Source organism: Phycisphaeraceae bacterium (assembly GCA_020851465.1).
Classification (GTDB): domain Bacteria; phylum Planctomycetota; class Phycisphaerae; order Phycisphaerales; family Phycisphaeraceae; genus JADZCR01.
Genome location: JADZCR010000006.1, coordinates 395583 through 414216 on the forward strand (window position 1 = coordinate 395583; position 18634 = coordinate 414216).

Annotated in this window: 18 protein-coding genes and 1 tRNA gene; 17 read left to right on the forward strand and 2 right to left on the reverse strand. The window is 58.7% G+C overall.

Annotated features, from left to right (window positions below):
• Positions 1-53: 53 nt before the first annotated feature.
• From IT444_08155 to IT444_08170, 4 genes are all read left to right on the forward strand, one after another.
• Positions 54-1160, forward strand: coding sequence for a DegT/DnrJ/EryC1/StrS family aminotransferase (locus tag IT444_08155; GenBank protein ID MCC7192738.1), 1107 nt, complete (start codon positions 54-56; stop codon positions 1158-1160).
• A complete protein-coding gene (locus IT444_08160) occupies positions 1157-2020 on the forward strand; it encodes an ABC transporter ATP-binding protein (protein ID MCC7192739.1) in 864 nt (287 codons plus the stop codon). Before IT444_08155 ends, IT444_08160 begins: the two co-directional genes overlap by 4 nt.
• Positions 2017-3057, forward strand: coding sequence for an MCE family protein (locus IT444_08165; protein ID MCC7192740.1), 1041 nt, complete (start codon positions 2017-2019; stop codon positions 3055-3057). The genes IT444_08160 and IT444_08165 overlap by 4 nt, the downstream gene beginning before the upstream one ends.
• A gap of 84 nt (positions 3058-3141) precedes the next feature.
• On the forward strand, positions 3142-4365 hold the full coding sequence (locus tag IT444_08170; GenBank protein ID MCC7192741.1) for a cofactor-independent phosphoglycerate mutase: 1224 nt from the start codon (positions 3142-3144) through the stop codon (positions 4363-4365).
• Between the two features lie 46 nt (positions 4366-4411).
• Here the strand turns inward: IT444_08170 and pgeF are convergent, their stop codons facing one another.
• Together pgeF and lepB are read right to left on the reverse strand one after the other, a co-directional pair.
• Complete coding sequence (pgeF, locus tag IT444_08175) at positions 4412-5233, reverse strand: peptidoglycan editing factor PgeF (GenBank protein MCC7192742.1); 822 nt, start codon at positions 5231-5233, stop codon at positions 4412-4414.
• Positions 5234-5539: 306 nt separating this feature from the next.
• Positions 5540-7159 (reverse strand): signal peptidase I, encoded by a 1620-nt coding sequence (lepB, locus tag IT444_08180; GenBank protein MCC7192743.1) that lies wholly within the window; start codon positions 7157-7159, stop codon positions 5540-5542.
• A gap of 185 nt (positions 7160-7344) precedes the next feature.
• Here lepB and IT444_08185 point away from each other — a divergent pair.
• The 13 genes from IT444_08185 (at position 7345) to IT444_08245 (ending at position 18630) form a co-directional block, all read left to right on the forward strand.
• A tRNA-Ala gene (locus IT444_08185) sits at positions 7345-7417 on the forward strand.
• A 121-nt stretch (positions 7418-7538) separates the two neighbouring features.
• The gene (locus IT444_08190; protein MCC7192744.1) at positions 7539-9191 is read left to right on the forward strand and encodes a cupin domain-containing protein; all 1653 of its coding nucleotides are present in this window, start codon (positions 7539-7541) and stop codon (positions 9189-9191) included.
• A 74-nt stretch (positions 9192-9265) separates the two neighbouring features.
• The gene (locus IT444_08195) at positions 9266-10306 is read left to right on the forward strand and encodes a hypothetical protein (GenBank protein MCC7192745.1); all 1041 of its coding nucleotides are present in this window, start codon (positions 9266-9268) and stop codon (positions 10304-10306) included.
• Between the two features lie 132 nt (positions 10307-10438).
• Complete coding sequence (locus IT444_08200) at positions 10439-11275, forward strand: sugar phosphate isomerase/epimerase (protein ID MCC7192746.1); 837 nt, start codon at positions 10439-10441, stop codon at positions 11273-11275.
• Between the two features lie 135 nt (positions 11276-11410).
• Complete coding sequence (gene ilvD, locus IT444_08205; protein MCC7192747.1) at positions 11411-13090, forward strand: dihydroxy-acid dehydratase; 1680 nt, start codon at positions 11411-11413, stop codon at positions 13088-13090.
• Positions 13091-13263: 173 nt separating this feature from the next.
• Complete coding sequence (gene purE, locus IT444_08210; GenBank protein MCC7192748.1) at positions 13264-13758, forward strand: 5-(carboxyamino)imidazole ribonucleotide mutase; 495 nt, start codon at positions 13264-13266, stop codon at positions 13756-13758.
• Positions 13755-14906, forward strand: a complete 1152-nt coding sequence (locus IT444_08215) for a 5-(carboxyamino)imidazole ribonucleotide synthase (protein MCC7192749.1) — start codon at positions 13755-13757, stop codon at positions 14904-14906. The genes purE and IT444_08215 overlap by 4 nt, the downstream gene beginning before the upstream one ends.
• A gap of 220 nt (positions 14907-15126) precedes the next feature.
• Positions 15127-15822, forward strand: a complete 696-nt coding sequence (gene pduL / locus IT444_08220) for a phosphate propanoyltransferase (protein MCC7192750.1) — start codon at positions 15127-15129, stop codon at positions 15820-15822.
• A 63-nt stretch (positions 15823-15885) separates the two neighbouring features.
• Positions 15886-16188, forward strand: coding sequence for a BMC domain-containing protein (locus IT444_08225; GenBank protein ID MCC7192751.1), 303 nt, complete (start codon positions 15886-15888; stop codon positions 16186-16188).
• 115 nt (positions 16189-16303) lie between these two features.
• Positions 16304-16564, forward strand: coding sequence for a BMC domain-containing protein (locus IT444_08230; GenBank protein ID MCC7192752.1), 261 nt, complete (start codon positions 16304-16306; stop codon positions 16562-16564).
• 86 nt (positions 16565-16650) lie between these two features.
• Positions 16651-17865: an acetate/propionate family kinase gene (locus IT444_08235; GenBank protein MCC7192753.1), complete on the forward strand. Its 1215-nt coding sequence runs from the start codon at positions 16651-16653 to the stop codon at positions 17863-17865.
• A 49-nt stretch (positions 17866-17914) separates the two neighbouring features.
• Positions 17915-18178 carry a BMC domain-containing protein gene (locus IT444_08240; GenBank protein MCC7192754.1) on the forward strand — a complete coding sequence of 88 codons (264 nt, stop codon included), beginning with the start codon at positions 17915-17917 and terminating at the stop codon, positions 18176-18178.
• A 119-nt stretch (positions 18179-18297) separates the two neighbouring features.
• The gene (locus IT444_08245) at positions 18298-18630 is read left to right on the forward strand and encodes a EutN/CcmL family microcompartment protein (GenBank protein ID MCC7192755.1); all 333 of its coding nucleotides are present in this window, start codon (positions 18298-18300) and stop codon (positions 18628-18630) included.
• Positions 18631-18634 lie beyond the last annotated feature (4 nt).

Consider the following 18634-nt stretch of genomic DNA (forward strand, 5'->3'; position numbering starts at 1 on the left):
GCCGACCGACTGATTTTCCGACCCAGACAGGATGCCGGACACCCGGAAATACCATGGCCGTACCGCTTTTGGACCTCAGTGGGCAACACGCCGCTCTCCTGCCGGAGTTTCGTGCGGTTTTTGAGCGGGCGGTGACGTCCGGGCAGTTCATCCTCGGCCCGGAGGTTCAGGCATTCGAGGCGCGACTGGCAGCTTATTGTCGGACCAGACATGCACTGGCGATTTCCAGCGGAACCGATGCGCTGCTGCTGGCGCTGATGGCACTGGACATCAAGGCAGGCGATGAGGTCATCACGTCGCCGTTCACCTTTTTTGCCACGGCCGGCTGCATCGCGCGTGTCGGAGCTGTGCCGGTATTCGTGGACATCGACCCGGCGACGTTCAACATCGACCCGACGAAGATCGCGCCCGCCATCACGCCACGCACCCGCGCGATCATGCCCGTTCACCTTTTCGGACAGGTCGCAGAGATGGAGCCGATCATGAAAATCGCCCGCGACCGCAAGCTGGCGGTGATCGAGGACGCGGCGCAGGCGATCGGCTCTATGCGCGACGGCAAGATCGCAGGCTCCATCGGCGAGGTTGGCTGTCTGAGCTTTTATCCATCGAAAAATCTCGCAGCACTCGGCGACGCGGGAGCCTGCACCACCAACGATACCCGGCTCTACGAGCGGCTCCGCGCTTTGCGCGTCCACGGCGAGGAGACGCGATATCACCACTCATTCATCGGCGGAAACTTCCGTCTCGATGCGCTTCAGGCTTCGTGGCTTGCTGTAAAACTTCCGCATCTCGACGGCTGGGCCGCCGCTCGTCGTGCTAATGCTCAGCGTTATCAGCAGTCGCTGGCCGGTCTGCCGCTGGGACTGCCGACCGAAGCGGCCGGTGCGCATCATGTGTTCAACCAGTTCACGATCCGTGTGCCTGGCGGTCGGCGGGACGCACTCAAGAAGCACCTCGATTCACGAGCGATCGGGGCGGCGATCTACTACCCGCTTTGCCTGCACATGCAGAAATGCTTTGAGTACCTGGGCGGACGAGCCGGCGATTTCCCCATCGCGGAACAGGCGGCTGCGGAAGTGCTGAGCCTGCCCATTTTCCCGGAGATGACCGCTGCCCAGCAGGATGAGGTCATCGCGGCTGTTCGGGAGTTTTTCGCGTGAGCGTTGCCTCGCCATCCTATGTGACCGGCAGGGGCGAACCCTTGATCCGCCTCGTCAATCTCCACAAATCATTCGGCTCGCTGCGCGTGCTGGCGGGGCTGTCGCTGGAATTGCGCAAAGGTGACACCACCGTCATTATGGGCCCCAGCGGTACGGGCAAGAGCGTGCTGCTCAAACACATTGCCGGTCTCATCAAGCCGGACAAAGGCGAAGTATGGTTCGGATCGCATCGCGTGGACGCCATGGCGGAGCATGATCTGATCGAGGTTCGCAGCAAGATCGGATTTCTGTTCCAGATGGGCGCGCTTTTTGATTCCATGAATGTGCATGACAACATCTGCTTTCCGCTGGTCGAACACACGAAGCTGACCAAAAGCGAGCGCAACGCCAAGTGCAAAGCGGTCCTGGCGATGGTCGGCCTCAAGGACATCGAGCAGAAGATGCCCGCCGATTTATCCGGCGGCCAGCGCAAGCGCGTGGCCCTGGCGCGTGCGGTCGTGCTGGAGCCTGAAGTCGTCCTCTACGACGAGCCGACCACGGGGCTTGATCCGATCCGCTCCGATCTCATCAATGAGTTGATCATCACGCTGTCACAGCGGCTGGGGATCACCAGCGTGGTCGTCACCCATGACATGCAGAGTGCCAACAAAATAGCCGACCGCATGGTGATGCTTTACGATGGGAAAGTGATCGCCGATGACGCGCCCGAGGCGTTTCGCCGCAGCAATAATGAGATTGTCCGCCGCTTCATCGAGGGCAAGGCTGATCAGGATGACCTTGATTCCATCCACGCGGGGCTTGATGTGGCGGAAGGCGGCAAATCAGAGCCGACGGCACCGGCAACGGGAAATAACCCATGAGTGAAAAAACACGCAACATCACGGTCGGTCTGACGGCACTGCTGGCGGTGGCGGGGCTGGCGTTCATGATGGTGCTCTTTGGTTACGTGCCCGGATGGCTGGAACGCGGGTATGACGTGCGCGTGAAATTCGACAACTCCAGCGGCGTCACCGAAGGCGCTCGCGTCACTCTCAGCGGTGTCGATATCGGCCGGGTCAGAAAGGTCGAACTGCTCGCGCCGCCTGAACGCGGCGTCATGTTCACCATGCGCATCAATGACGTCCCTCTGCTCGAAGGGGTCAAGGTCGTCGTGGACAAGCCCTTCGTCGGGGGCATCGTCAGCGTGGCGATGGAAACGCCGGACCTGGCTCCCGGCACGGAACCCAAGCTGCTGCCGACCGACGGCAGCGCGATGATTACCGGCTCATCCTCTTCGCTGGCGGGCGAGCTGGCCAGCTCTCTGCAAGGCGCGATGGCTGAACCGTTGAAAAAGTTTGACAAGCTCAGCACGCAGTTCGAGGCCCTCAGCAGTGAGTGGACGCAGGTGGGCAAGAACGTCAACCTCCTCACCGAGCCGCGCACCCTCGATGACGTCAAAAGCAAGGGCAAACCCGCCAACGTATCGACCATGATCGCGTTGGCGAGCCAGCGACTCGATGAACTCAAAGCGGTGCTGGCGAATATCGAAACATGGACCGGCGACGAGCAATTACGTGCCGATTTCAAGCGGACGCTCGCCAACGCCGCTGAGGCGACCGACAAACTCAAGGCCGGCATCAGCAAGTTTGAAGGGCTTGCCGATTCGTCAAAGGAAAATATGGACCGCCTCGCCAAGCGGTACATCGCGGTGGCGGATGATCTGAGCGCAGCCATCGGTTCGATGAAAAAGACGCTCGATGCCGCCCGTGAGGGAGACGGCACGCTAGGCAAGTTCGTCAAGGATCCTTCGCTTTACAACAACCTCAACGACGCTGTGACGCGGATGAATCAGGCGATGGTGGAGGTAAAACTCCTCGTCGAGAAGTGGAAGAAGGAAGGATTGCCGGTGCAGTTCTGATCTGAAACGCATCATTCCCCTGTTCAACGCACGCGGTTTATCACGGCACGCATCGCTGGCCGGAATCTCGCTAAAATCCCCGCAATGAAATACGTCATCATCATCCCCGACGGAGCGGCGGATCATCCTCTTTCCGAGTTGGACGGACGGACGCCGTTCGAGGCCGCGAAGAAGCCGCATACGGATCGAATCAGTCAGACCGGGCGACAGGGCACGGTTGCGACGACGCCTGCCGGGTTTCCGTGCGGCTCGGACGTTTGCAGCATGAGCCTGCTGGGTTATGACCCGGCGAAATATCACAAAGGCCGCGCCCCGCTGGAGGCCGCCGCTCTGGGTATTCCGTTGCGGGAAAGCGACTGGATTTTCCGCGTCAATCTCGTGACGGTGATCGACGGGAAAATGCAGGATCATTCTGCAGGCCACATCACCTCCGATGAAGGACGGCAACTGCTGGCTGACCTGGCGCAGCATCTGGACATGCCGGGCATGACGCTTTATCCCGGCGTCAGCTACCGCAACATCATGGTGGATGCGTCAGAAATCGACTCACCCGGTGCGGGACGTGACTGGTCGGAGCTGAAGACAACGCCGCCGCACGACATCCCCGGCGAAACCATCCGTAAATATCTGCCGCATGGCGGGGAGCACGCTCCGATGCTCCAGCGGATGATCGCCGAGAGCGAAGCATTTCTGGCTAATCACGAAATCAACCAGACCCGGCGTGACATGGGCGAACTGCCCGCCACGCACGTCTGGCCGTGGGGACAGGGTCGCAAACCAGTGATCGCCAGCTTTGAGTCACGCTTCGGATTGCGCGGCGCGATGATTACTGCGGTTGATCTGCTGGCGGGCATTGCTTCGTTCATCGGCTGGGACCGCCTCGATGTTCCCGGGCAGACCAGCTATCACGACACGGACTACGCAGCCGCCGGTCGGTACGCGATCGCAGCCCTCGATAAATACGACATCGTCTGTGTTCACGTCGAAGCCCCTGATGAGGCGTCACACGCAGCCGACGCACGGACGAAGGTTGCGGCGATTGAGTCGATCGATGAGCACATTGTCGGGCCGATCCTGGCTGATCTGGCTAAACGCGGAGAACATCGAGTCCTCTACCTGCCCGATCACTACACGGCTGTCGAGACACGCAAGCACGATCCGACTCCGGTGCCTTTCGCGTTATGCGGCAGCCGGATTCATGGTGTGGTGCAGCGGCCATTCAACGAGAAAAACTCGCAGGAAGCGGACCTCCACATTCGGCACGGTCACGAATTGATGGAATATTTCCTCTACAGCGGGCTGGCGTAAATCGTGCGGTGCTTCGGCTGAACGAAGCAGGAGCGACGGCAAATACTCAACAGCAACCGATGACCGCAGCCATGCGGCCCGTGATGCCCTTGTCACGACGATGGCTGAAAAACTCATCATGGTCGCGGTAGGTGCATCGGTCTGAGACGGCAATTCGTTCAGCCGAGATGCCGCAGGTGACGAGTTGCTGTTTCGCTGCGGCTCGCAGGTCGATGTGCGGCTTCTGATCGGTAAGCCGACGCACGCAATCGCCCAGCCCGGAGCGATCAAATTCATCAGCTACTTCCGGGCCGACCTCAAAGTGATTTACGCTGATGCAGGGGCCGATAGCGCAGGTGAACTGGTCAGCAGGAACGCTGAAACTTCGCTGGATCTCGTCAAGCGTGGCTTTGACGACCTGAGCTACGATGCCGCGCCATCCGGCATGGATGGCCCCGACGATGTGCCCGTCTGCGCAGGCGAGGAGAATAGGCACACAGTCCGCCACACGGATTGCCAGCAGGCGTCGAGGATCGTCGGTGATGATCGCGTCAGCTTCCTGAACCGGCCCTGACTTCCCCTTACCTGCGACCAGCACGCGGTTGCCGTGGACCTGGCTTACCCTCGTAAGCGTCCGGCGGGAAGAGTCCAGTGACTCGGCAAGCCGGGTGTAATTCCGCAGGATGTTCTCCGGCGAGTCTCTCGGCAAAGAAGCGTCTGCGGGCAAGCAGCCTTCAACGCCGAGGTTCAATGAGGCGAACGGCCCGGCACTGACGCCACCCAACCGCGTGGTAAAGGCGTGAGGCAGACCAAGATCGTTCCAGACAGGTAACTGGTAGGGTACCAAACCGCCGGTCAGAGATTGACGCGAAAGACGTAAACCCGTCATGGCAAGTGATCTGTGGAAAACATGTTGAATAGCCTTTGGCGACGCTTTATGATCCGTATCCAGCTGAGGAGCTTGAAAAGATCAATCGGTTGACGAATATCGAGATTTACATTGTCAGCCAGATATAATTTTCGATTTATCAAGTATTTGCCGGTAATCAAATCGGCGGTTATTGACGATTGCAAGGTTCCATTTTGTCGGGTTTCTACTCTATTGCTATTCTAATCTTGGAGTGGGTGGGTTTGTGGAAAAACAACGTGGGAAGCCCTCTAACCCGTCATCTTTGCACCAGTTACAACCCACGACTCAGTGGATGAATCGCATGTCACCGAAATTCGGCAGCACAGCGGAGCCGCCCGGTGCGAGCGGGTACGGTGCAGGGAAGTAAACGAAGAATGCACGCCCCATCATGAGTTTTCGCGGCACGATGCCGAACTTCTGAATGTGCGGTGGAACTTCCTCGTCAAACATCCGTTTCTCGATCCACGGGTTGACCGACTGCCAGAATCGGCTGTCATGACTCAGCGGGCTGTTGTCACCCATACAGAAAAACTGATCCGACTCCAGATTCACCGGCGGAGATTCGCTGGCGCGGTTGCGCACGAAGACGCCTTGCCCGTGGTTGGTCGGGTTGCCGTACTGCACCGACGAGTAGTAGAGGTCACGGTCCACCTCGACGCCATGCAGCGTCACTGACGGTCCATCCACTTCGATGGATATTTCGGGATACTGCGGCGCGGGTGCGCGTCCGGTGGCGGTTGCGATGTCGATGTCGAAGTTGGCGACGATAACTCGCTGATCATCCACCCACAGGCTGGCCTGCTGATCGACATACCAAAGCTCTACGTGACGGCTGACGCCCGCAGCCAGCGGTGTGACCTGAGCGGTTCCCAGCGGTCGGGGCTGACCGCCATCGAGACGGCTGGCCTCCAGTGTCACCTTACCCGTGGCGTCGATTGATCCGGTCAGCCGCGAGACAGCATCCTCTTGCGGCAGGGAATCGAGTCGAGCGGTCGTGTGAAACTTGACCGATGCGCCGGAGCCGCTGGGCTGGACGCTCGCAGCGATCCGCACATCTTCAATCGGCTCGTGGTCAACCTTATCCGCTTCCCTGCGCTCGAACTGGTTATAGGCGTACCAATGCGGGCCGACATGGGCTGAGGGAAAGTCGAAGGCGATCTCGCCATGCCCGCCGCCGAGGTGTTCGTAGCTCCGTCGCTGGGCGAGGCTCCAGTTGCCTTTGACCGCGCGCCAGGGGACGTGCCACTCGTGCTCAACTCTGTCGATCCCGCTGCTTCCCCGGTCGAGGGGGATGTATTGGCTGTGATAGATCGGCTGCCAGACATCGCGTTGAACGCGCGGCCGATCACTTTTGCGGGCGATATGCCAGTCCGCGTTGTTGGTCTGACTTTTGACAAAGAGATTTCCGTCAATGACCCACAAGCTTTCGTTGGGCAGGCCGACGAGTCGCTTGATGTAATTGATGCGCGGATCGTAGGGATTTTTGAATACGACAACATCCCACCGTCGCGGCTCGGAAATGGTGTAGAGAAACTTGTGGACGAGAATGCGATCACCCGCGCTGACGGACAATCCCTTCATGCTGATGGGAAAGTGGCACATCGGGCAGAGGGCCTGTGATGCGCCCGGCGGGATCGGTGAGTTGACATTGAAGTGGTAGCCGCATTGCGGGCAGACGATGTTGACATGCTCTCCCAGCAGTGTCGGAGCCATCGAGCCGGTGGGGATTACGAACGCCTCGACGACATACGCGCGAAACACGAATGCGAGAATGAACGCGATGATGATCGCTTCAAACGTTTCCTTGATCGTCTCGTCGGTGGGTTTCTCGCTCGGCGCGGCAGCGACGGTCCCCGCGGGACTGGCGGTGGCGGCGGCGGGGAGTGGTGAGTTGTTCTCTTCCAATGGCAGCCTCGGAGTGAGCAGGAGACGGATTCTAATCGGAAGACGACCAAAAGGGCGGATGTGGTTTCCCGTGTGAGTTATCTGGTCGCAAAACGCTCCGGTGAATGATCGGATCGCGCGGATTCATCAGTTGAAGCAATTCCAACCGATTCCTATACTCTGACTTCGCTTTCGGGCGAACACGCGGGGCCATAGCTCAATTGGGAGAGCGCGTGGATGGCATCTACGAGGTTAGGGGTTCGATCCCCCTTGGCTCCACTTGCGGAAACGGCCGGCACAAAATGCCGGCCGTTGTTGTTGGGTGGGTGATCTATCAAGGGCTGACCTGCTCCGCACGGTCTGACCATCCGTCACGATTTTCGTTACCCTAACCATTCGCATGAAATCCAACGCCACCCGGAAATTCCGCGCCAAGCTCGCCGCCGACCAGCCGGTATTCGGCCTCTGGGTCACTCTGGAATCCGCCAGCATCACCGAAATGGCGGTGGCTCTGGGGCTGGATTGGGTCGTCATCGATGCGGAGCACGGCCACCTCGATTGGAAGGAGATCGTCGAGCATATTCGTGCCGGGGTGCGCAGCGACACGGTCATTCTCGTGCGCATCGCGGAGCTTTCGATCGGACTCATCAAGCGGGCACTCGATCTGGGTGCCGATGGCGTGGTTGTGCCGTGGATCGAGTCCGTCGATGAACTCGAAAAGGCGATCAGCTTTGCGCGTTATCCGCCGGAGGGACTACGCGGCATTGGGGCCGAGCGTGCCACCTGCTGGGGACGATGTTTCACCGATGCGGTTGGCGAAGCGAACGATCATGTGCTGGTCGTGCCCATCATCGAGACGGTGAAAGCAGGCAAGGCGATAGAGCAGCTCTGCCGGGTCGAAGGGACGGAGTTGTTTTTCCTTGGTCCGGCTGACTACTCATCCACAGCAGGCTTTCCCGGCCAGTGGGAAGGACCCGGCGTCGCAGAGGAGTTGCTGCACATCAAGGATGTGGTGCGGAAACACGGCAAACACTGCGGGGTCGTCGCGACAAGCAACGAAAATCTGTTGCAACGCCGTCAGCAGGGATTTCGCGCTCTGGCTCTGGGACTCGACGGCGGATTGCTGCTCCGCAGCATCACCGGAGCGATGGCGGCAGTCGGCAAGGCTTCGACAATCAACCCGCAGTTCACCCGCGAGGGCGACACCTCCGGAAAAATACTCGACCGCCCGCCGGAAAATTTCCGACCCGACCGGCCGGAAGTGATGAATCCGATTGGTTCAGGGAAAAAGTTCGAGATCGCACGCGGCGTGAGCTTTGAATGTCTGGTCGGTGCGCATAATCAGGCACGCAATCTGACGACCGGCATCGTGACCTTCGCGCCTGAAGCGGAACTGCCTTACCACTCGCACACATTCAGCGAGTCGATCACCCTGCTGACCGGCAGGGCGATGGTGGAGATCGAAGGGCGGCGGTACACGCTCGGCGAGATGGACAACGTGGTGATACCGCGCGGCTTGGCGCATCACGTCATCAATACATCGCTGGCGGAACCGGCGAAATTTCACGTGGCGATGGCGACCGATCAACCAAGCCGCACTCTCGTGGACCGCTTTTACTCACGCAAGGCGATGCCTGACAGCGCAACCGGCCTGCCGGGGGCGGAACGCATCAATCGCTATGCGACGACGCGCAAGTTTGAGGCGGCGGCGAATGCGATGTTCATGGACTATTTCAATCGCGACCTGATGCCAGGTATCGAGATGAGCGGCGGCTACGGACTTTTCCAGCCGACCGGCCGGCTTCCCGCGCATATTCACGACTTCGACGAGTCGATCTGCATCGTGCAAGGAGTGGCGACGTGTGTAGTCGAAGGACGGAAATATCTGATGTCGGATGATTCGACGGCCTTGCAGCCGCGCGGCCGCGTTCATTATTTCATCAATGAATCACGCCAGCCGATGGCGATGCTTTGGGTTTACGCAGGCCCTGTACCCGAACGGCTGGTGGTGGATGAAAATAATGCGACCGTCGCAGGCAATCCGTGGAAGTGACGGAATACACGCTCGCGATTTTTCCCTGCTCATCGCAGAAAGGGAAAATGTCTCTGTTTCGTTAACATAAACCCATGCCTCGAACTTTCCCCATCGCTCTTACCGCTGATTTTTACGACGCTGCGGGTAAACCGAAATACTGCGATCTGGGTACCTCGGTTTTTGACGCACATCAGCACATCACATTCAAGCCGTTCGCGGAGCATCGCCCGGAGATCGGCGCGGACCAGATCGGAGATGCTGCGGGTGTGATCGTGCTCACGCCCAGAGTCAGTGCATCGAGTGTCTCGAAAGCCGGCAATCTGCTGGCTGTGGGCAGATTCGGCGTCGGTTATGACTCGGTGGACGTGAAGGCCTGCACTCAGGCGGATGTTCTCGCTTTTATCACTGCCGGAGCTGTTGATCGCTCCGTAGCTGAAGCGACGATCGGCTGGATGCTCGCCCTGACGCATCACATGCGAGTCAAAGATCAGCTCGTTCGCACGGGTCAATGGGATGTGCGATCAAAATTCATGGGCAGCGAAATACGGGACCGGATGCTGGGCGTCGTCGGTCTGGGCGGCATCGGCCGATCCGTCATCGAATTGCTGCGCGGGTTCGGCATGAGGCAGCCCATTGCCTTTGATCCGTTCCCCAATAAAGAAGCGGCTGACAAACTCGGCGTCCGTCTGGTGAGCCTTGATGAACTGATGCGCGAGGCGGACTTTGTATCACTGCACTGCCCGCTGACCGATCAGACGCGGAATCTGATCGGCTCCAAACAGATCGCGATGATGAAACCGACCGCATACCTCATCAATACGGCTCGTGGCGGGATCGTCAATGAGGATGCGCTCTACGACGCGCTGAAGTCCGGCCGCATCGCCGGCGCTGCACTTGATTGTTTTGAAGTCGAACCCGTGACCGCTCCGAGCCGCTTCCGTGAGTTCGACAACGTGCTACTGGCCCCGCATTGCATCGCATGGACGGATGAGCTTTTCCGCGACATCGGCCGGTCAGTCTGTCAGGGGATGGTGGACTTGTCGCTGGGTAAGAAACCTCGCGGCATCGTAAACCCGGAGGTATTGGATCGACCGGGGTTCCAGGAAAAATGGAAGCGATTGCGAGTTTCCTGAATCCAGTGGTGATCCCGGAACGATCTCCAAGCACTCGTTGAAACCGCAAAAACCTTGTGCAAAACCGCAGGTACAGTCGTCATGTTGGTCAGCAGATCGAATCAGGTAACGGAATAGATTTTCGAGGTCGTCATGAAACTAAAACTCGCCACCGCCGATTTTTCCTTCCCGCTCCTGCCGCACGACAGGGTGCTCGATCTGATTGCGATGCTGGAGTTAGACGGCGTGGACCTCGGACTGTTTGAGGGACGTTCGCATCTCTGGCCATCAAAAGAATTCCGTCAGCCAAGCCGTTCCGGCAAGGAGATGGCGCGGAAACTCAAAGGCCGAGGACTCAAAGCCGCGGATGTGTTTTTGCAGACTAACCCCGACTTTGTCTCCTATGCGTCAAATCACCCAGAACCCGGAAGGCGTAAGAAAGCCCGGTTATGGTTTGAAAAAACGCTGGAGTACGCCGATGCGTGCGGTTCAACCCATGTGACCGCATTACCCGGCGTGCTGTTCCCGGATGAACCCTCAGCCGCATCCTGGGGGCGTTGTGCGGATGAGTTGATGTGGCGTGTTGAAAAAGCGGGTGCAGCAGGCATCACCTTTTCGGTCGAGGCACACGTCGGTTCGATCGCGCCGACTCCCAGAGACGCCCTCAAACTTCTCGCAAGAGTTCCCGGCCTGACGCTGACGCTCGACTACACGCACTTTATTCGTGCTGGATTTAAGGATGCTCAGATTGAGCCATTGCTGCCGCACGCGAGCCACTTCCATGTGCGTGGTGCAGTCAAAGGCCGTCTGCAAACGTCGTTTAAGAATAATGCCATCGACTACAAACGAGTTTTTCAGCAGTTGAGGAAGAACCGTTATCAGGGTTATCTGGGCATCGAATATGTGTGGATTGATTGGGAGCATTGCAACGAGGTGGACAACCTGAGCGAGACGATTCTGTACCGCAATTTCTTCCGCCGCCTCGCTTGATCGCGGTTGCTCCATTCCGCGGCAGCGACTTTCTGCAGCTCAATGCCGCTCTCGACGGAATACTTGTGCTAAAATCCTCAACCCACCGCAACGCACCATGACGTATTTTGCGGTGTGTTTTAGAAGGATTTACCAATGCCCGCATCCCTCAATAAGTATTCCGCCCACGTGACGCAGCCCAAAAGTCAGGGTGCTTCGCAGGCGATGCTCTACGGCACCGGCCTCAGCGAAGAAGACATGAACAAAGCCCAGGTCGGCATCGTCGCCAACTGGTTTGACGGTAATCCGTGCAACATGCACCTCAACGATCTGGCCGCCAAAGTCAAAGAGGGCGTCACCGCAGCCAATCTCGTGCCGATGCGGTTTAACACGATCGGCGTCTCAGACGGCCTGTCGATGGGCACCGAGGGCATGAGCTATTCGCTCCAGTCGCGTGATCTGATCGCTGACTCCATCGAAACGGTGATGTCCGCGCAATGGTACGACGCGCTGGTGGCGCTGCCCGGTTGCGATAAAAACATGCCCGGCTGTCTGATCGCCATGGCTCGATTGAATCGACCGGCGCTGATGGTGTATGGCGGGACGATCAAGCCCGGACTTACGGGTAATCAGCCGCGCGATATCGTGTCGGCTTTCCAGTGTTACGGCGAGTTCATCGCAGGCAGGATCACCGAGGAAGAACGCAAGCAGATCGTCCGCAAAAGCTGCCCCGGAGCCGGTGCCTGCGGCGGTATGTACACCGCCAACACGATGGCCAGCGCGATCGAAGCGATGGGCATGGCCTTACCTTACTCCTCGGATATTCCCGCGGAAGATCCCGAAAAGCTCCGGGAGTGTATTCAGGCTGGTGCAGCCATCCGTAAGCTGCTGGAGATGGACCTCAAGCCGCGTGACATCATGACGCGCGCTGCTTTTGAAAACGCGATGGTTGTGGTGATGGCTGTCGGCGGATCGACTAACGCGGTGCTGCACCTGATTGCGATGGCGCGTGCGGTCGGCGTCAAGCTGACGATCGACGACTTCCAGAAAGTAAGCGACCGTGTGCCGTTTCTGGCGGATCTCAAACCCAGCGGCAAATACGTGCAGGAAGACCTGCATAAGGTCGGAGGTACGCCGGCGGTGATGAAGTACCTGCTGAGCAAGGGATTCATCGACGGCACCTGCATCACCGTCACGGGTAAATCAGTCGCGGAAAACCTCGCCGCCTTGCCGGGACTCAAAGCGGGGCAGGATGTTTTTCATACGATTGAAAACCCGATCAAAAAAACCGGACACATTCAGATCCTTTACGGCAACTTCGCTCCCGGCGGATCAGTGGCGAAGATCACGGGCAAGGAAGGGCTGGTGTTTTCCGGCACAGTCCGCGCGTTTGATCAGGAAGAAGCGATGCTACGCGGACTTGAGCAGGGCAAGATCAAGAAAGGCGATGTGGTGGTGATCCGCTACGAAGGCCCCAAGGGCGGCCCTGGGATGCCGGAGATGCTCACGCCGACCAGCGCGATCATGGGCGCGGGACTCGGTAAGGATGTCGCGCTGATGACCGATGGCCGTTTCAGCGGCGGCAGCCACGGCTTCATCGTCGGTCACATTACGCCTGAGGCGCAGGAAGGCGGGCCGATCGCGCTGGCGCAGGACGGCGATAAAATCACGATCGATGCTGAAAAGCGGGCGATCACCCTGCACGTGAGCGACGAGGAATTGAAGAAGCGCAAGGCGGCATGGAAGGCTCCGCCGTTACGCGCGACCCGCGGGACTCTCTACAAATACATCAAGACGGTCAAACCTGCGTCCGAAGGCTGCGTGACGGATGAGTAAGGATATTTTCTCCGAAACCTGAGCAACCTAATGGACGGGTTCGTTCCGATCCTATGAACTTTCGCCACAGCCGCCGGGTTTCTGACGGGTGTGTGATTTGAAGACTTCGTTTCAACCAGTGAAGATCGTTGGATTAACTGAGGACGGGCCTCTGATCACACACTGAGAGACTAATGACCACCAGTTCAAATCCCCTCGTCGGCGTCATCATGGGCAGCAAGTCCGATTGGGACACGCTGTCCCATGCGGATGAGATGTTGAAAAAATTCGGTGTGCCGCACGAATGCAAGGTGGTCAGTGCCCACCGCACGCCTGACTGGATGCGACAGTACGCACAGGAAGCAGAGAAACGCGGCATCGAAGTGATCATTGCCGGCGCAGGCGGAGCAGCTCATCTACCGGGGATGGTCTCGTCACACACCGTACTGCCGGTGCTGGGTGTGCCAGTGGAAAGCGCGGCACTCAAAGGTATGGACTCGCTGCTGTCGATTGTTCAGATGCCCGGCGGCGTGCCTGTGGGGACGCTGGCGATCGGCAGGCCCGGCGCGATCAACGCAGCTCTGCTGGCCATTGCCATCCTCGCCAACAAGCGACCGGAATTACGAGAAAAACTCAAAGCCTTCCGAGGGGAGCAATCACAAAAAGTGCTCGAGGAGAGGCTTCCTTGAGCAACGCAGATCGCAGGATCATTCTTCCTGGTGCGACTGTCGGCGTGCTGGGCAGCGGACAGCTTGGCCGGATGTTCGCCATTGCCGCCAGACGCATGGGCTACCGAGTCCACACTTACAGCCCCGACGACGATACGCCCACTGGTCAAGTCGCCGACCTCGAAGTGCAGGGAAGTTACGACGACCTCGACGCTGTGCGGCAATTTGCGCGAGGGGTCAGCGTCGTGACCTTTGAGTTTGAGAATGTTTCGGCTGCGGCTGCTGAGGCGGCATCGCATTATGCCCCTGTGCGACCGGGCGGCGATGTGCTGCACACGACGCAGCATCGCTTGCGGGAAAAGACGTTTCTCCAGACCAACGGCTTCCCTGTTACCCCCTTTGCAGTGGTGCGGACGCCTGCGGAGCTTGAGGCCGCACTGATGAAACTCGGCGCACCCGCCATACTCAAGACCGCCGGGTGGGGTTACGACGGCAAGGGTCAGGTGAAGATCACCTCACCTGCCGCGACAAATGAGGCGTGGAAAAAACTCAACTCTCATGAGGCAGTCCTTGAAGCATTCGTCGATTTCCAGTGTGAAGTCTCCGTGGTCGCAGCTCGCGGGATCGACGGTTCCTTCGCGCATCATGGTGTGATTGAAAATACACACGCCAATCACATACTCGATATTTCCGTATCGCCGGCTCATGTCTCGGAAAAGATCGCTCGACAGGCCATCGAAATCACGCGGGGCATTCTGGAAAAACTCAATGTCGTCGGCGTGCTGTGCGTTGAGTTTTTTATCAATCAAAAGGGTGAGCCGCTGGTAAACGAGCTGGCTCCGCGTCCGCACAATTCCGGCCACCTAACCTTCGACGCCAGCGTTACGAGTCAATTCGAGCAACAACTCCGCGCGATCTGCGGACTGCCTCTGGGATCAACGGAACAGCTTCGCCCCGCTGCGATGGCCAATCTGCTTGGAGACCTGTGGTGCAGTGGCGAGCCTGATTGGGTGGGTGCCTGTGCGATACCGGAGGTGAAGGTCCATCTTTACGGAAAGGCTGAGCCGCGACCAGGTCGAAAAATGGGCCATTTGACCGCGACGGCATCTACGGTGGACTTAGCAAAATCACACGTCATTGCAGCACGCAACGCGTTATTGCGACGTTAATAGGCACAATTTGACCGATTGTGGATAATCTGTCATCAATCGTAGGTCGTTATCCCATGAATAGATGGGATATTCCTACCGAATAGGATAGGCATAAAATGGAATATTTTGGAAATTATTGAAATATTGTGGAAGGTTGGGTATTCTTAATCCGAAACATCCCTTTGGGGCCGGGCGATGGGGCAAGGCTCTGGAGTGATTGATCGCAAGGTTTCGCATTATGGTTTCAAACGCCACGCCTCTGGATCGCCGCGTTGTTGAGCAACTTGTGCGTCAGGTCTTGCGCGATCAATGGGTTGGCAAGAGCGGACAGTCTTTCAAGTCGCCGACACCCGGAACAGGTCCCAATCCTCTGCGCGTCAACGTCTCAGCGCGACATGCTCACGTGTCGCCTGCTGATCTCGAAATTCTTTTCGGACCCGGCGCGAAACTCACCAAGCTCAAAGATCTCTATCAGGACGGAGAGTTCGCCAGCGAGCAACTCGTCAACATCGTCGGTCCGCGCAATCGAATGATTCCCGGCGTGCGCATCCTCGGTCCGTCACGGAGTCACACTCAGGTCGAGCTGGCGTACACGGACTCCATCTTCCTTGGGCTGGACATTCCGTTGCGCATCAGCGGCGATCACCACGACACGCCCGGCTGCATCCTCGTCGGCACGCACGGCGCACTGAACCTCAAGCAGGGCGTCATTCGCGCGGAGCGTCACGTTCATATGCATCCCAGCGATTGCGAGCATTACGGCGTCAAAGACGGGGACTACATGAAGCTCAAAATCGACGGGCCGTGCGGTGTCGTTTTCGATCGCGTCAAGGTTCGCCAGCACCCGAAGGTGAAACTCGAAGTCCACATCGACACCGATGAGGGCAACGCATGTCATCTTCCCAGCGCGACACGAATGGAGCTTGTGAAATAAAAGCGCGACCCGTGGTCGCGATTGATGTCCGACTAGTCACCCTTGAACACTTTGGAGAACCCCATGCCTCAAGCAGCACTCGGAATGGTTGAAACCAAGGGGCTGATCGCCCTGATCGAAGCCAGCGACGCGATGATGAAGGCCGCGAATGTCACCATGATTGGATGGGACAAAGTCGGCAGCGGTATGGTGACGACATTCATCACTGGCGATGTCGCCGCAGTCAAAGCGGCGGTTGATGCCGGTGCGGCGGCGGCGGGCAAGATCGGCCAGGTGGTCGGCGTCCATATCATCGCCCGCCCGCACGACGAACTGGCCGCGGTGATGCCCAAGAAGAAGCCAGGCAACAAAAACGCGACGGCCTGAAGCAGGCCGGCAGGGTGTTGATCGGGTGATGTTCGTCATCACCGTTAAAGCGGATCAACCCCTCGCCGATGGATCGACACAACCCTATTCCTCACAGAATACGAAAGGATTTTCAATGAGCGCAATTGGAATGATTGAGACAAGAGGGCAGACCGGCGTGGTCGAAGCGACCGACGCCATGCTCAAGGCTGCGGATGTGCAACTAGTCAAGACGGTACCGATCGGCGGTGCGTATGTCACCGTCATCGTGCGCGGCGATGTCGGCTCGGTGAAGGCAGCGGTGGACGCGGGTGCTGAGGCGGCAGGGAAGGTCGGCGAGCTTGTCGCCGCTCATGTCATCGCCCGTCCGCACGATCAGTTGCTCGACAGCTTCTGAAAAATTGTCCCGGGTAAGCGGCTGTGTGACTCGGCATCGAATCACTCAGCTTCGCAACCCTGAACATCAGGTTAGATGATCGTCGCATGATTGTTCTGATCGCCAACCTCGGATCGACGAGCTTCAAATACAAGCTCTTCGACATGCCTCGTGAGCAGGTGCTCGCGACAGGAGCCGCTGACCGCATCGGCCTGGGTCGCAGCGCGTGGTCCGTGGCTGTGGGCGAGCGGCGGGGCGAGGGCGTGGTCGATCTGGCGGATCATGCGGCAGCGATCGACCTGCACCTGACGCAACTGGTAAAGCTCGGTGCGATTGCGCGGATTGATGGCGTCGAAGCGATCGGCTTCAAGGCGGTTCATGGCGGGCCGATTTCCGGCGCGGTGCGTGTGACGGAGGAAGTGCTCGCCGTGCAGGAGCAGTTTGCCGATGTCACGCCGCAGCACAATCCGCCGTATGTGGCCGCGATGCGGGCGTTTGGGAAAAAGCTGCCGGACGTGCCCCAGGTGGCAGCGTTCGAGACCGCGTTTCATCAGACCATACCACTGCCGCGACAGGTGTACGGCATTCCTTATGAGTGGACGACGAAGCTGGGTATCCGTCGTTATGGCTTCCACGGCGCGAGCCATCGCTACATCGCCACCCGGATGAAGGAGATCGTGCCGACTGCACGGAAGATCATCTCCTGCCATCTCGGAGGGTCGTGTTCGATCTGCGCGATTGAGGACGGACGAAGCGTCGCCAACAGCTTCGGCATGACCGCGCAATCAGGCGTGTTCCACGCATCACGAGTCGGCGACTTTGACACCTTTGCGTTACTCAAACTGCTCAAGTCAGCCGGCGGCAGCCTCGATCTCGATGCGATTTTCAAAAAACTCGGCAAGGAAGGCGGCCTGGCGGGTTTATCCGGGGTCAGTGCCGACATGCGAGAGGTCGAGCAGGCAGCCGCGTCAGGTAATTCACAGGCGCAGTTGGCACTCGATGCCTTCATTGAGAGTTGTCGCCACTACGTCGCTGCGTATCTGGGGGTGCTCAACGGTGCGGATGCGATCGTGTTTACAGGCGGCGTCGGCCAGTTCGGCAAGTCGATCCGCGAGGGAGTCCTGCGCGGTTTCGATTACGCGGGCGTGCATCTTGATCCACGCAAAAATCAAAGCGCGTCAGGTAAAACAGAAGAACGCATCGACGCGGAATCAAGCAGAACACAAGTGTGGGTCGTCCCCACAAATGAGGAATTAATCGTCGCACGGCAAACCATCGAAGTGTTGACGGGAGCCGTCAAACAGCAAGCCATCACCGTGTGAAAGCGGAACGTGAAATCTGAGTACGGAAACCTGAACCCTGGAGATTGTCATGCCTCAGCAAGCTATCGGAATGATTGAAACCAAAGGTCTCATCGGAGCGATCGAAGCACTGGATGCCTCGCTCAAAGCTGCCAACGTGAAGTTTGTCCGTCAGGACAAAGTCGGCAGCGGGCTGGTCGCCATCACCCTTGAAGGTGATGTGGCCGCGGTCAAGGCCGCGGTGGATGCCGGTGCTGAGGCGGCTCGCCGCGTTGGTGAAGTTGTCAGCGTCCACGTGATCGCACGCCCGCATGAGGACGTGTCGAAGCTGTAAGAGACGCGTGCCGAGGTCCGGGCGTCCAAGCCTCAGCGGGCAACTGCGAAGGCGAACGGCCGCGGCCTTCCTCCGGCATGTGTGCTTTTTATCCCTGGCCTTTTCCACGGGAGCCTCCCTTGTTCCTTGCACGAGTCAAAGGTCACGTCGTCGCCACCGCGAAAGATCCCGCCATCAAGGGGCAGCGGCTGCTGATTGTCGAGCCGTTGAAAGTGGACTACGACGACACGCGAGCTGCTGCCAATCAACCCGGCGAGGGCGGCGGGCGGCTGGATGTGACGGGTCGCGCGATCGTCGCGATGGACCACATCGGCGCAGGTGAGGGTCAACTCGTGCTGATCGTGCAAGGCTCCAGCGCCCGCATGGCTGAGGGGTTGAACAAAGTACCCGTGGACGCGGTGATCATCGGCATTGTCGATGAAGCGGTGGTCATGGGGCAACGGGTGAACTGATTAA

Coding starts and splice junctions, on each gene's coding strand:
- IT444_08155 (MCC7192738.1), top strand. CDS start 54: ATGGCCGTACCGCTTTTGGACCTCAGTGGGCAACACGCCGCTCTCCTG.
- IT444_08165 (MCC7192740.1), top strand. CDS start 2,017: ATGAGTGAAAAAACACGCAACATCACGGTCGGTCTGACGGCACTGCTG.
- IT444_08170 (MCC7192741.1), top strand. CDS start 3,142: ATGAAATACGTCATCATCATCCCCGACGGAGCGGCGGATCATCCTCTT.
- pgeF (MCC7192742.1), bottom strand. CDS start 5,233: ATGACGGGTTTACGTCTTTCGCGTCAATCTCTGACCGGCGGTTTGGTA.
- IT444_08190 (MCC7192744.1), top strand. CDS start 7,539: ATGAAATCCAACGCCACCCGGAAATTCCGCGCCAAGCTCGCCGCCGAC.
- IT444_08195 (MCC7192745.1), top strand. CDS start 9,266: ATGCCTCGAACTTTCCCCATCGCTCTTACCGCTGATTTTTACGACGCT.
- IT444_08200 (MCC7192746.1), top strand. CDS start 10,439: ATGAAACTAAAACTCGCCACCGCCGATTTTTCCTTCCCGCTCCTGCCG.
- ilvD (MCC7192747.1), top strand. CDS start 11,411: ATGCCCGCATCCCTCAATAAGTATTCCGCCCACGTGACGCAGCCCAAA.
- purE (MCC7192748.1), top strand. CDS start 13,264: ATGACCACCAGTTCAAATCCCCTCGTCGGCGTCATCATGGGCAGCAAG.
- pduL (MCC7192750.1), top strand. CDS start 15,127: ATGGTTTCAAACGCCACGCCTCTGGATCGCCGCGTTGTTGAGCAACTT.
- IT444_08225 (MCC7192751.1), top strand. CDS start 15,886: ATGCCTCAAGCAGCACTCGGAATGGTTGAAACCAAGGGGCTGATCGCC.
- IT444_08230 (MCC7192752.1), top strand. CDS start 16,304: ATGAGCGCAATTGGAATGATTGAGACAAGAGGGCAGACCGGCGTGGTC.
- IT444_08235 (MCC7192753.1), top strand. CDS start 16,651: ATGATTGTTCTGATCGCCAACCTCGGATCGACGAGCTTCAAATACAAG.
- IT444_08240 (MCC7192754.1), top strand. CDS start 17,915: ATGCCTCAGCAAGCTATCGGAATGATTGAAACCAAAGGTCTCATCGGA.